Consider the following 12,048-nt stretch of genomic DNA (forward strand, 5'->3'; position numbering starts at 1 on the left):
ACTCCGTGGCAAGGTTAAAGTTTGGCGGCGAGAAGATCTTCAAGTTTGCGCTGGTCGACGGCGAACTGGCGGATGCCGTCAGCGAGTTTTTCCACGGCCATAGGGTCCTGATTGTGCTCCCAGCGGAACTCCGCTTCGGTCATGGCTTTCGGTTTTGGCAGTACGGTAGAGGTCGGCACCAGCTTGCGGATCACCGTTTCGTCGCTCTCCTGCAGCTTTTTCAGCAGGTCAGGGGAGATGGTCAGACGGTCGCACCCCGCGAGCGCCAGGATCTGCTCGGTGCGGCGGAAGCTGGCGCCCATCACGATGGTCTCGTAGCGGTGCTGCTTGTAATAATCGTAGATATTACGCACCGACTTCACGCCAGGGTCTTCCTCTACCACGTACGGGTCCATCGGCTGTTTCGCCTGATACCAGTCGTAGATGCGCCCGACAAACGGCGAGATCAGGAACACGCCCGCTTCGGCACAGGCGCGCGCCTGGGCAAACGAGAACAGCAGCGTCAGGTTGCAGTGGATCCCCTCTTTTTCCAGCACCTCTGCCGCGCGGATGCCTTCCCATGTGGACGCGAGCTTGATCAGAATGCGCGACTTATCGATCCCCTGCTCCTGGTAGAGCTCCACCAGGCGGCGCGCTTTGTTAATACTCTTTTCCTGGTCGAATGAGAGGCGGGCGTCCACTTCGGTCGACACGCGCCCCGGAATGCTTTTCAGAATTTCCGCACCAAAATTAACCGCCAGCTTGTCGCTGGCTTCAGCAACCTGCTGCTCCTGCGTTTTCCCGCGCTGTTTACCGTAGGCAATCGCGTCATCAAGCAGATGGCTAAAGTGGGCAAGCCCCGCCGCTTTCAGAAGCAGCGAAGGGTTGGTGGTCGCGTCCTCCGGCTGATAGTGGCGAATCGACTCGATATCGCCGCTGTCTGCAACCACGGTGGTGAATTGTTTGATGCCGTCTAGCTGGTTCATAAATAATTACTCCTTGGAAATAAAAGAGTTAGATGAGTGCGTTAGTTCACACTTCTGAGAAAATCATGATGGACTTAACAAAAAAGCATAGCAGACGGGGCAGGCATTGCTTTTGAGACGGGTAACATGGCTGTTATAAATTGATAACAATTTTTAATGTGTGATGGTGAGAGTTTGGCAGCCTTCAAAGTTTATGCGCTGTCCTGAGGCGATACTAGGCGGCACACCAGGGTGTGCATCAGGATCGCTTACGTCACCCTTTTGATCGATACGTGAAAGGAAAAATAAGATGGATGAGCAGTTGAAACAGAGTGCCCTCGATTTTCACGAGTTCCCAGTCCCCGGTAAAATTCAGGTCTCTCCAACCAAGCCGCTGGCGACGCAGCGCGATCTGGCGCTGGCCTACTCGCCGGGCGTAGCGGCGCCGTGTCTGGAAATCGAAAAAGACCCGCTGGCGGCCTACAAATACACCGCGCGCGGCAACCTTGTCGCCGTTATCTCTAACGGTACGGCGGTGCTGGGCCTGGGCAACATTGGCGCTCTGGCCGGTAAACCGGTGATGGAAGGGAAGGGCGTACTGTTTAAGAAATTCGCCGGTATCGACGTGTTCGATATCGAAGTGGACGAACTCGATCCCGATAAGTTCATCAACGTGGTTGCCGCGCTGGAGCCGACCTTCGGCGGGATCAACCTGGAAGACATCAAAGCGCCGGAATGTTTCTATATCGAGCAAAAGCTGCGCGAGCGTATGAACATTCCCGTGTTCCATGACGACCAGCACGGGACGGCGATTATCAGCACCGCCGCCATTCTGAACGGCCTGCGCGTGGTGGAGAAAAACCTCTCCGACGTGCGTATGGTGGTCTCCGGCGCGGGCGCGGCGGCCATCGCCTGTATGAACCTGCTGGTGGCGCTGGGGATGCAGAAACACAATATCGTGGTCTGCGACTCTAAGGGCGTTATCTACAAAGACCGCGAGCCGAACATGGCGGAAACCAAGGCGGCGTATGCGGTGGAAGATGACGGCAAGCGCACGCTTGAGGACGTGATTGACGGCGCGGATATCTTCCTCGGCTGTTCAGGCCCGAAAGTGCTAACCCAGGAGATGGTGCAGAAAATGGCGCGGGCGCCAATGATTCTGGCGCTGGCGAACCCGGAGCCGGAAATTCTGCCGCCGCTGGCGAAAGCGGTGCGTGAAGACGCCATTATCTGTACCGGCCGTTCGGACTACCCGAACCAGGTGAACAACGTGCTCTGCTTCCCGTTCATCTTCCGCGGCGCGCTGGACGTTGGCGCAACGGCGATCAACGAAGAGATGAAGCTGGCCGCCGTTCACGCCATCGCCGAGCTGGCGCACGCCGAGCAGAGCGAGGTTGTCGCCTCCGCGTACGGGGATCAGGACCTGAGCTTTGGCCCGGACTACATCATTCCAAAACCGTTCGACCCGCGTCTGATTGTCAAAATTGCGCCAGCCGTCGCCAAAGCGGCGATGGACTCCGGCGTGGCAACGCGTCCGATTCAGGATTTCGACGCGTACGTCGATAAGCTCACCGAGTTTGTCTACAAAACCAACCTGTTTATGAAGCCGATCTTCTCTCAGGCCCGCGCAGACGCGAAGCGCGTGGTGCTGGCGGAAGGGGAAGAGGCGCGCGTGCTGCACGCCACGCAGGAGCTGATCACCTTAGGGCTGGCGAAGCCGATCCTGATCGGTCGCCCGAGCGTGATCGAGATGCGCATTCAGAAGCTGGGCCTGCAGATCAAGCCGGGCGTCGACTTTGAGATCGTTAACAACGAATCCGATCCGCGCTTTAAGGAGTACTGGAACGAATACTACGCGATCATGAAGCGTCGCGGGATCACCCAGGAGCAGGCGCAGCGGGCGGTGATCAGCAATACCACGGTCATCGGCGCGATCATGGTCCATCGCGGCGAGGCGGATGCGCTGATCTGCGGCACCATCGGCGATTATCACGAGCACTTTAGCGTGGTGCAGGAGATCTTCGGCTATCGCGACGGCGTCCATACCGCCGGAGCGATGAACGCGCTGCTGCTGCCGAGCGGCAACACCTTTATTGCGGATACCTACGTGAACGACGACCCGACCCCGGAGGAGCTGGCGGAAATCACCGTGATGGCGGCCGAAACCGTGCGTCGCTTTGGCATTGAGCCGAAGGTGGCGCTGCTGTCGCACTCTAACTTTGGTTCGTCTAAATCCGCGGCGGCCTGCAAAATGCGCCAGACGCTGGAGCTGGTGCGCGAGCGTGCGCCGGAGCTGATGATTGACGGGGAAATGCACGGTGATGCCGCGCTGGTGGAGAGCATCCGCAACGAACGTATGCCGGACAGCCCGCTGAAGGGATCGGCGAACATACTGATTATGCCGAACGTGGAAGCGGCGCGTATCAGCTACAACCTGCTGCGCGTCTCCAGCTCTGAAGGTGTGACCGTAGGACCGGTGCTGATGGGCGTGGCGAAGCCGGTGCACGTGTTGACGCCGATTGCCTCCGTGCGCCGCATCGTGAACATGGTGGCGCTGGCGGTGGTTGAGGCGCAGACGCAGCCGCTTTAACTTCCTTACCCCTCACCATACCCCTCTCCCCAAAGGGGAGAGGGGTATGATTACACCCAGTCCCGAACCTGAATAAACGCTTTCAAGGCAGCCTCCGGGCTGCCTTCTTTTGGCTCGTAGCAGTACTCCCAGCGCACCAGCGGCGGCATCGACATCAGAATCGACTCCGTGCGTCCGCCGGTCTGCAGCCCGAACAGCGTCCCGCGATCCCACACCAGGTTGAACTCCACGTACCGCCCGCGACGATAAAGCTGGAACTCACGCTCGCGCACGCCATAGTCAGTGTTTTTACGGCGTTCGACGATTGGCATATAGGCATCGGTAAAGCCTTCGCCAACCGCGCGCATAAAGCTGAACGCGGTGTCAAAATCCGGCGCGTTGAGATCGTCAAAGAACAGCCCGCCGATGCCGCGCTGCTCGTCGCGGTGCTTCAGGTAAAAGTAGTCGTCGCACCACTTTTTAAATTTCGGGTAGACGTCCTCGCCAAACGGCAGACAAAGGTCGCGCGCGGTGGTGTGCCAGTGTACGGCGTCTTCTTCAAAACCGTAGTAGGGCGTGAGGTCGAAACCGCCGCCAAACCACCAGACCGGATCGGCCCCCGGTTTTTCTGCAATGAAAAAACGCACGTTGGCGTGGCTGGTCGGCACGAACGGGTTGTGCGGGTGGATCACCAGCGAGACGCCCATCGCTTCAAAGCTGCGGCCAGCCAGCTCCGGGCGGTGCGCGGTCGCAGACGCGGGCATGGCGTCGCCGTGAACGTGGGAAAAATTCACGCCCGCCTGTTCAAAAATGCCGCCGTTTCGCAGCACCCGGCTGCGCCCGCCGCCGCCGGCTTCGCGCTGCCAGCTATCTTCCTGAAATTCACCGCCGTCTGCGGCGGCCAGTTTCCGGCAAATCTCATCCTGCAGCTGCAGCAGGAACGTTTTGACCAGATGTGCATTGGGTTTCATCAACGTTTCCTGGAGTGCGCTTTTTGGTTATCGAACCAGTTGAAGTAGCTGATAATGCCGGAGGCGATGGCGTTGGCGATCTTCTGGCGAAACGCCGTGGTGCCGAGCAGCCGCTCTTCTTCCGGGTTGGTAATAAAGGACGTTTCCACCAGCACGGACGGGATTGACGGCGACTTCAGCACCACAAACGCCGCCTGTTCCGTGCTTTTACTGTGCAGACGGTGCACCGGCTTAATCCGCTTGAGGATATGCGAGCCGAGCGTCAGGCTGTTTTTGATGGTGTCCGTTTGCACGAGATCGAACAGCACCTGCTGCAACAGATGATCTTTATCCGTAGCTTTCTTACCGGCCACTTCATCCGCCCGGTTTTCGCGATCGGAAAGGTATTTCGCCATCGCGCTACTGGCACCGCGGTTGGAGAGGGCAAACACCGACGCGCCTGCGGCTGACGGGTTGGTAAAACCGTCCGCGTGGATCGACATAAACAGATCTGCGCCGTGCTTATGGGCGATCTCGACGCGGTCGTACAGCGGAATGAACGTGTCGCCCGTGCGCGTCAGGCGGGCGTCAATGCCGTTGCTGCGTAAAATCGATCGCACATTTTTTGCAATCGCCAGCACGACGTGTTTCTCTTTCGACCCGTTTCTGCCGATGGCGCCGGTATCAATACCGCCGTGGCCCGGATCGAGCATCACCAGACGCTTTGCGCCCGGCTTTTTGGTTTTCGGCTTACTGTGTCCGTTACTGGTTTTGAGCGTGCTCTCTTCTTTTGCCTGAGCCTGCTTAGCGATGCCCGTTAACGTTAAGGCCGCCAGCCCCGCTTTGAGAACCTGACGACGCGATGTGAGTGCTTTTAATGGTTTGAATGTGCTCATGCGGCCTGAATACTGAAAAATGGGGTCCTGGTGTTATATCGTATCGTGTTTCCCGTTACGACAGTCCTTATTGAGAATTGTTTTACTTTTCATTTCAATACGTGACAAAGTGACATTATGCCAAATTTTGGCGAGATTTTCCCCGGTTATTGGCTAAACGCCCCGTTCACGCCATAATCACTGTTTTTAAACCCGAAAAGGCGGTTAATACCATGGAGATACGCGTTTTTCGCCAGGAAGATTTCGAAGAGGTGATCACCCTTTGGGAGCGCTGCGATTTGCTGCGTCCGTGGAACGATCCGGAAATGGATATCGAACGTAAGGTGAATCACGACGTTAGCCTGTTTCTGGTCGCGGAAGTGAACGGCGAGGTTGTCGGTACGGTGATGGGCGGCTATGACGGACATCGCGGCTCGGCCTATTATCTGGGCGTCCACCCGGAATACCGGGCGCGCGGCATCGCCAACGCGCTGCTCAATCGTCTTGAAAAGAAACTCATCGCTCGCGGCTGCCCGAAAATCCAGATCATGGTGCGGGAAGATAACGACGTGGTGCTGGGCATGTATGAGCGTCTGGGCTACGAGCACGCCGACGTGCTGACGCTAGGTAAGCGTTTGATCGAAGATGAAGAGTACTGAGATCCACCCGGCTGACTATGACGCGCAGGGCCGCGTCAGGCTGCCGTTTTTATTCTGGTGCGTTTTGCTGCTCCAGGCCCGTACCTGGGTGCTGTTTGTGATGGCCGGCGCGTCGCGCGGGCAGGGCGATACGCTGCTGAATCTCTTTTATCCCGATCACGATGCCTTCTGGCTCGGCTTATTGCCGGGCGTACCGGCGGTGGTGGCTTTTTTGTGCAGCGGTCGACGGCATGTAATCCCGCGTCTGTGGCGTGCTCTTCGCTGGCTGCTGATCCTCGCCCAGATTGCGCTGCTGCTCTGGCAACCCGTGCTCTGGTGGTTGGGTGAACCGCTTTCGGGTATCGGCATCGCGCTGGTGGTGGCGGATATCGTGGCGCTGCTGTGGCTGCTGACGAATCCCCGCTTACGCGCCTGTTTTACGCAAGAGTCAGATTAGCGCGGCACTTTTTGCCGATGCCGCACTCCAACAAGCGTTGATTTAATTAGAAAGGACGTTTCAATGAAATCGCTGCGTTTACTTTTATGCGCTCTCCCGCTGGCGTTAACCGGCTGTTCGACGCTCTCTTCCATTAACTGGTCCGCCGCGTATCCGTGGAACTGGTTTGGCTCTTCCACCGAAGTGACCGAGCAGGGCGTAGGAAAAATTACCGCGTCGACCGCGCTCGATCAGGACGCTATTCAGGATGCCCTGAGCAGTGACTATCGCCTGCGTAGCGGGATGAAAACCGAGAATGGCAACATTGTGCGTTACTTTGAAGCGCTGAAGGGCGACAAGCTGGCGCTGGTGATCAACGGTGACAAAGGCACGGTAAACCGAATTGCCGTGATGGATGAAGATATTCCGACGGCGAGCGGTGTGAAAGTGGGTACGCCGTTTAGCGACCTTTATAAACAGGCCTTTGGCAACTGCAGCAGCGCCCCTTCGGACGATGGCGTGGCGGTGGAATGTAAGGCGGAAGGCAGCCAGCACATCAGCTATGTCTTCACCGGAACCTGGAGCGGTCCGGAAGGATTGATGCCCTCTGACGACACGCTGAAGAGCTGGAAAGTGAGCAAAATAGTCTGGAAGCAGTAATTTGCGCCTGAACAAACCGCCTAGCTGAAATCCGGGTATAATAGCCGCCATCAATGCCACGCTGACGTGGCATCTTTATTTCAGGAGGAGCGATGTCTCAGGTTCAGAGTGGCATTTTGCCAGAACATTGCCGCGCGGCGATTTGGATTGAAGCCAATGTTAAAGGGGACGTGGATGCCCTGCGCGCGGCCAGCAAAGTTTTCGTTGATAAACTGGCCACCTTCCAGGCCAAATTCCCGGACGCCCATCTGGGCGCCGTTGTTGCCTTCGGCAATAACGTCTGGCGTCAGCTGAGCGGCGGCGAAGGTGCGGAAGAGCTGAAGGACTTTATCCCTTACGGCAAAGGGCTTGCGCCAGCCACCCAGTACGACGTGCTGATCCACATCCTCTCCCTGCGCCACGACGTGAACTTCTCCGTTGCACAGGCGGCGGTTGAAGCGTTTGGCGACAGCATCGACGTGCAGGAAGAGGTTCACGGCTTCCGCTGGGTGGAAGAGCGCGATCTTAGCGGCTTCGTTGACGGCACCGAAAACCCGGCGGGTGAAGAGGTTCGTCGCGACGTGGCGGTCATCAAAGACGGCGTGGACGCGGGCGGCAGCTACGTGTTCGTCCAGCGCTGGGAGCACAACCTCAAGCAGCTTAACCGCATGAGCGTGCATGACCAGGAGATGATGATTGGCCGCACTAAAGAAGCCAACGAAGAGATTGACGGCGATGAGCGTCCGGTGACCTCTCACCTGTCCCGCGTTGACCTCAAAGAGGACGGTAAAGGGCTGAAGATTGTTCGTCAGAGCCTGCCGTACGGCACGGCAAGCGGCACGCACGGCCTCTACTTTTGCGCCTACTGCGCGCGCCTGCACAATATTGAGCAGCAGCTGCTGAGCATGTTCGGTGACACCGACGGCAAGCGCGACGCCATGCTGCGCTTCACCAAACCGGTGACCGGCGGCTACTACTTTGCGCCGTCGGTTGAGCGTCTGCTGGCGCTGTAATAGCCTTTCTCCCTCTCCCTGTGGGAGAGGGCCGGGGTGAGGGCGTCAGGCCGCACCCCTTATTCTCTTTTCTGCTTGTAAATCACCAAACGGTATATAAAACCGTTACTCCTTTCATCCCCGTTATAAATATTATGACTATAAGATAGTCATCACATTTATAAGGGTGCGCAATGGCCGTTACTGTACTGAAAAAAGGAACTCTGGCACTGGCAGGTTTACTGCTGGTGGCCCAGGCGCAGGCGACCGAGCTGCTGAACAGCTCGTATGATGTCTCCCGCGAGCTGTTTGCCGCCCTTAACCCACCGTTCGAGCAGCAGTGGGCGAAAGAAAACAATGGCGATAAGCTGACCATCAAGCAGTCCCACGCCGGTTCATCCAAGCAGGCGCTGGCGATTTTGCAGGGGCTGAAAGCAGATGTCGTGACCTACAACCAGGTGACTGACGTGCAGATCCTGCACGACAAGGGCAAGCTGATCCCGGCTGACTGGCAGAGCCGCCTGCCTAACAATAGCTCGCCGTTCTACTCTACCATGGGCTTCCTGGTGCGTAAGGGTAATCCGAAGAACATCCACGACTGGAGCGACCTGGTGCGTTCCGACGTGAAGCTGATTTTCCCGAACCCAAAAACCTCCGGCAACGCGCGCTACACCTATTTAGCCGCGTGGGGCGCGGCGGACAAGGCTGACGGCAACGACAAAGCCAAAACCGAGCAGTTCATGACCCAGTTCCTGAAAAACGTCGAAGTGTTTGATACCGGCGGCCGCGGCGCGACCACGACCTTCGCCGAACGCGGTCTGGGTGACGTACTGATCAGCTTTGAATCCGAAGTGAACAACATTCGCAAGCAGTATGAAGCGCAGGGCTTCGAGGTGGTAATCCCGAAAACCAACATCCTGGCCGAGTTCCCGGTGGCGTGGGTGGATAAAAACGTGCAGGCGAACGGCACCGAGAAAGCGGCAAAAGCCTATCTCAACTACCTGTACAGCCCGCAGGCGCAGACCATCATCACCGATTACTACTACCGCGTGAACAACCCGGACGTGATGAACAAACTGAAGGACAAATTCCCGCAAACCGCGCTGTTCCGCGTGGAAGATCATTTCGGCTCCTGGCCTGAGGTGATGAAAACGCACTTTGCCAGCGGCGGTGAGTTAGACAAATTGCTGGCGGCGGGGCGTAAGTAATGTTTGCAGTCTCGACAAAACGCGTGCTGCCGGGCTTTACCTTAAGCCTCGGGACCAGCCTGCTGTTCGTCTGCCTGATCCTGCTGCTGCCGCTCAGCGCGCTGGTGATGCAGCTTGCTCAGATGAGCTGGGCGCAGTACTGGGAGGTCATCACCAACCCGCAGGTGGTGGCGGCCTATAAGGTGACGCTGCTGTCGGCGTTTGTCGCCTCCATTTTTAACGGCGTGTTTGGCCTGCTGATGGCGTGGATCTTAACCCGCTATCGTTTCCCGGGCCGCACGCTGCTTGACGCCCTGATGGATCTGCCTTTTGCGCTGCCGACGGCGGTTGCGGGCTTAACCCTCGCGTCGCTCTTCTCCGTGAACGGGCTGTACGGCGAGTGGCTGGCGAAGTTTGATATCAAAGTGACCTACACCTGGCTCGGGATCGCGGTGGCGATGGCCTTTACCAGCATCCCGTTTGTGGTCCGTACCGTGCAGCCGGTGCTGGAAGAGCTGGGTCCGGAATACGAAGAAGCGGCGGAAACGCTGGGCGCCACGCGCTGGCAGAGCTTCCGTAAAGTGGTTCTGCCGGAGCTCTCTCCGGCGCTGATGGCGGGCGTCGCGCTGTCGTTTACCCGCAGCCTGGGTGAGTTCGGCGCGGTAATTTTTATCGCCGGGAACATCGCCTGGAAAACGGAAGTCACCTCGCTGATGATTTTTATCCGTCTGCAGGAGTTTGATTATCCGGCGGCGAGCGCCATTGCCTCGGTGATCCTGGCGGCCTCGCTGCTGCTGCTGTACTCGATTAACACTCTGCAAAGTCGCTTTGGTCGACGTGTGGTAGGTCACTGATGGCGGAAGTTACGCAATTGAAGCGATACGATGCGCCCCGCATCAACTTGGGTAAATGGTTTCTGATTGGCGTGGGCGTGCTGGTGTCCGCCCTCATTCTCGTCGTGCCGACGATCTATATCTTCGTTCAGGCGTTCAGCAAGGGGCTGATGCCCGCGCTGGAAAACCTGGCAGACCCGGATATGCTGCATGCCATCTGGCTGACCGTGTTGATTGCGTTGATCACGGTACCGGTGAACCTGGTGTTCGGAACCCTGCTGGCCTGGCTGGTGACGCGCTTTAACTTCCCGGGACGTCAGATGCTGCTGACCCTGCTGGATATTCCGTTTGCCGTGTCGCCTGTTGTTGCCGGTCTGGTTTACCTGCTCTTTTACGGCTCCAACGGCCCGCTGGGCGGCTGGCTGGATGAGCATAACCTGCAGATCATGTTCGCCTGGCCGGGCATGGTGCTGGTGACCATCTTTGTGACCTGTCCGTTCGTGGTGCGCGAGCTGGTTCCGGTGATGTTAAGCCAGGGCAGCAACGAAGACGAAGCGGCGGTGCTGCTGGGCGCATCCGGCTGGCAGATGTTCCGTCGCGTCACGCTGCCGAACATTCGCTGGGCGCTGCTTTACGGCGTGGTGCTGACCAACGCCCGCGCGATCGGTGAGTTCGGTGCCGTTTCCGTCGTCTCCGGATCCATCCGTGGTGAGACCCTGTCGCTGCCGCTCCAGATTGAGCTGCTGCAGCAGGACTACAACACCATCGGCTCGTTTACTGCCGCAGCGTTGCTGACGCTGATGGCCATTTTGACCCTGTTTTTGAAGAGTGTGGTGCAGTGGCGTTTAGAGAATCAGGAAAAACGTCAGCATCAGGAGGGAAATCATGAGCATTGAGATTGCCAATATTAAGAAGTCTTTTGGTCGCACCCAGGTGCTGAATGATATCTCGCTGGATATCCCTTCCGGACAAATGGTGGCGCTGCTGGGGCCGTCTGGCTCGGGCAAAACCACGCTGCTGCGTATTATCGCCGGGCTTGAACACCAGACCAGCGGGCACATCCGCTTCCACGGTACCGACGTGAGCCGCCTGCACGCTCGCGATCGTAAAGTGGGCTTTGTGTTTCAGCACTACGCGCTGTTCCGCCACATGACCGTGTTTGACAACATCGCGTTTGGCCTGACCGTGCTGCCGCGTCGCGAGCGCCCGGACGCGGCAACCATTAAAGCGAAAGTGACCAAACTGCTGGAGATGGTGCAGCTGGCTCACCTGGCGGACCGTTTCCCGGCCCAGCTTTCCGGCGGGCAGAAGCAGCGCGTGGCGCTGGCGCGCGCCCTGGCCGTTGAGCCGCAAATTTTGCTGCTTGATGAACCGTTTGGCGCGCTGGATGCGCAGGTGCGTAAAGAGCTGCGCCGCTGGCTGCGTCAGCTGCATGAAGAGCTGAAGTTCACCAGCGTCTTCGTGACCCACGACCAGGAAGAGGCGATGGAAGTCGCGGACCGCGTGGTGGTCATGAGCCAGGGCAACATCGAGCAGGTTGACGAGCCGGAACAGCTCTGGCGCGAGCCGGCGACCCGCTTCGTGCTGGAGTTTATGGGCGAGGTGAACCGTCTGCAGGGCACCATTCGCGGCGGGCAGTTCCACGTCGGCGCGCACCGCTGGCCGCTGGGCTACACCTCCGCGCATCAGGGGCCGGTCGATCTGTTCCTGCGCCCGTGGGAGGTGGACATCAGCCGTCGAACCAGCCTGGACTCCCCGCTGCCGGTACTGGTGCTGGAAGCTAGCCCTAAAGGGCACTACACCCAATTGGTGGTACAGCCGCTGGGCTGGTACACCGAGCCGCTGACCGTGGTCATGCGCGACGACGTGCCGCCTCACCGGGGCGAGCGCCTGTTTGTCGGGCTGCAGCATGCGCGCATCTATCACGGTAACGAGCGGATTGAGGCGCGCGAGGATATTGCTCTGGCGGAGTCAGCCTGATAGGT

General features: G+C 58.4%; 12 protein-coding genes. 9 read left to right on the forward strand and 3 right to left on the reverse strand.

The genetic code is table 11. The features are described from left to right. Positions 1-14 precede the first annotated feature (14 nt). The gene (gene tal / locus UTO39_RS14280; RefSeq protein ID WP_320727436.1) at positions 15-965 is read right to left on the reverse strand and encodes a transaldolase; all 951 of its coding nucleotides are present in this window, start codon (positions 963-965) and stop codon (positions 15-17) included. A gap of 289 nt (positions 966-1,254) precedes the next feature. Here tal and maeB point away from each other — a divergent pair, with 289 nt between their 5' ends. After that, a complete protein-coding gene (maeB, locus tag UTO39_RS14285) occupies positions 1,255-3,534 on the forward strand; it encodes an NADP-dependent oxaloacetate-decarboxylating malate dehydrogenase (RefSeq protein ID WP_061097441.1) in 2,280 nt (759 codons plus the stop codon). A 50-nt stretch (positions 3,535-3,584) separates the two neighbouring features. Here maeB and hemF read toward each other — a convergent pair whose 3' ends face one another. Both hemF and amiA read right to left on the reverse strand, forming a co-directional pair. Then, positions 3,585-4,484, reverse strand: a complete 900-nt coding sequence (hemF, locus tag UTO39_RS14290; protein WP_320727437.1) for an oxygen-dependent coproporphyrinogen oxidase — start codon at positions 4,482-4,484, stop codon at positions 3,585-3,587. Beyond that, positions 4,484-5,359: an N-acetylmuramoyl-L-alanine amidase AmiA gene (gene amiA, locus UTO39_RS14295; RefSeq protein ID WP_061097443.1), complete on the reverse strand. Its 876-nt coding sequence runs from the start codon at positions 5,357-5,359 to the stop codon at positions 4,484-4,486. The genes hemF and amiA overlap by 1 nt, the downstream gene beginning before the upstream one ends. A gap of 212 nt (positions 5,360-5,571) precedes the next feature. Between amiA and UTO39_RS14300 the strand changes: the two genes are divergently transcribed. The 8 genes from UTO39_RS14300 (at position 5,572) to cysA (ending at position 12,043) form a co-directional block, all read left to right on the forward strand. Next, complete coding sequence (locus tag UTO39_RS14300; protein ID WP_003861292.1) at positions 5,572-5,997, forward strand: GNAT family acetyltransferase; 426 nt, start codon at positions 5,572-5,574, stop codon at positions 5,995-5,997. Next, entirely contained in the window at positions 5,984-6,433 is a 450-nt protein-coding gene (locus UTO39_RS14305) for a DUF2919 domain-containing protein (RefSeq protein WP_266179659.1), read from the forward strand. Before UTO39_RS14300 ends, UTO39_RS14305 begins: the two co-directional genes overlap by 14 nt. A gap of 63 nt (positions 6,434-6,496) precedes the next feature. Next, a complete protein-coding gene (locus UTO39_RS14310; protein ID WP_151414085.1) occupies positions 6,497-7,072 on the forward strand; it encodes an RpoE-regulated lipoprotein in 576 nt (191 codons plus the stop codon). 92 nt (positions 7,073-7,164) lie between these two features. Next, positions 7,165-8,064 carry a Dyp-type peroxidase gene (locus UTO39_RS14315; protein ID WP_061097447.1) on the forward strand — a complete coding sequence of 300 codons (900 nt, stop codon included), beginning with the start codon at positions 7,165-7,167 and terminating at the stop codon, positions 8,062-8,064. A 173-nt stretch (positions 8,065-8,237) separates the two neighbouring features. Next, on the forward strand, positions 8,238-9,251 hold the full coding sequence (locus UTO39_RS14320) for a sulfate ABC transporter substrate-binding protein (RefSeq protein ID WP_028014002.1): 1,014 nt from the start codon (positions 8,238-8,240) through the stop codon (positions 9,249-9,251). Further along, positions 9,251-10,084 (forward strand): sulfate/thiosulfate ABC transporter permease CysT, encoded by an 834-nt coding sequence (cysT, locus tag UTO39_RS14325; RefSeq protein WP_061097449.1) that lies wholly within the window; start codon positions 9,251-9,253, stop codon positions 10,082-10,084. Before UTO39_RS14320 ends, cysT begins: the two co-directional genes overlap by 1 nt. Continuing rightward, positions 10,084-10,959 (forward strand): sulfate/thiosulfate ABC transporter permease CysW, encoded by an 876-nt coding sequence (gene cysW / locus UTO39_RS14330; RefSeq protein ID WP_320727438.1) that lies wholly within the window; start codon positions 10,084-10,086, stop codon positions 10,957-10,959. The genes cysT and cysW overlap by 1 nt, the downstream gene beginning before the upstream one ends. Next, positions 10,949-12,043 (forward strand): sulfate/thiosulfate ABC transporter ATP-binding protein CysA, encoded by a 1,095-nt coding sequence (gene cysA / locus UTO39_RS14335; protein ID WP_320727439.1) that lies wholly within the window; start codon positions 10,949-10,951, stop codon positions 12,041-12,043. The genes cysW and cysA overlap by 11 nt, the downstream gene beginning before the upstream one ends. Positions 12,044-12,048 lie beyond the last annotated feature (5 nt).

Source organism: Enterobacter sp. 118C5 (genome assembly GCF_034107645.1).
GTDB lineage: Bacteria > Pseudomonadota > Gammaproteobacteria > Enterobacterales > Enterobacteriaceae > Enterobacter > Enterobacter nematophilus.

Excerpts from the sequence above, each read along its gene's own strand:
- UTO39_RS14300 (WP_003861292.1), top strand. The coding sequence starts at position 5,572 with ATGGAGATACGCGTTTTTCGCCAGGAAGATTTCGAAGAGGTGATCACC.
- maeB (WP_061097441.1), top strand. The coding sequence starts at position 1,255 with ATGGATGAGCAGTTGAAACAGAGTGCCCTCGATTTTCACGAGTTCCCA.
- cysT (WP_061097449.1), top strand. The coding sequence starts at position 9,251 with ATGTTTGCAGTCTCGACAAAACGCGTGCTGCCGGGCTTTACCTTAAGC.
- amiA (WP_061097443.1), bottom strand. The coding sequence starts at position 5,359 with ATGAGCACATTCAAACCATTAAAAGCACTCACATCGCGTCGTCAGGTT.
- UTO39_RS14305 (WP_266179659.1), top strand. The coding sequence starts at position 5,984 with ATGAAGAGTACTGAGATCCACCCGGCTGACTATGACGCGCAGGGCCGC.
- UTO39_RS14320 (WP_028014002.1), top strand. The coding sequence starts at position 8,238 with ATGGCCGTTACTGTACTGAAAAAAGGAACTCTGGCACTGGCAGGTTTA.
- hemF (WP_320727437.1), bottom strand. The coding sequence starts at position 4,484 with ATGAAACCCAATGCACATCTGGTCAAAACGTTCCTGCTGCAGCTGCAG.
- UTO39_RS14315 (WP_061097447.1), top strand. The coding sequence starts at position 7,165 with ATGTCTCAGGTTCAGAGTGGCATTTTGCCAGAACATTGCCGCGCGGCG.
- UTO39_RS14310 (WP_151414085.1), top strand. The coding sequence starts at position 6,497 with ATGAAATCGCTGCGTTTACTTTTATGCGCTCTCCCGCTGGCGTTAACC.
- tal (WP_320727436.1), bottom strand. The coding sequence starts at position 965 with ATGAACCAGCTAGACGGCATCAAACAATTCACCACCGTGGTTGCAGAC.
- cysW (WP_320727438.1), top strand. The coding sequence starts at position 10,084 with ATGGCGGAAGTTACGCAATTGAAGCGATACGATGCGCCCCGCATCAAC.
- cysA (WP_320727439.1), top strand. The coding sequence starts at position 10,949 with ATGAGCATTGAGATTGCCAATATTAAGAAGTCTTTTGGTCGCACCCAG.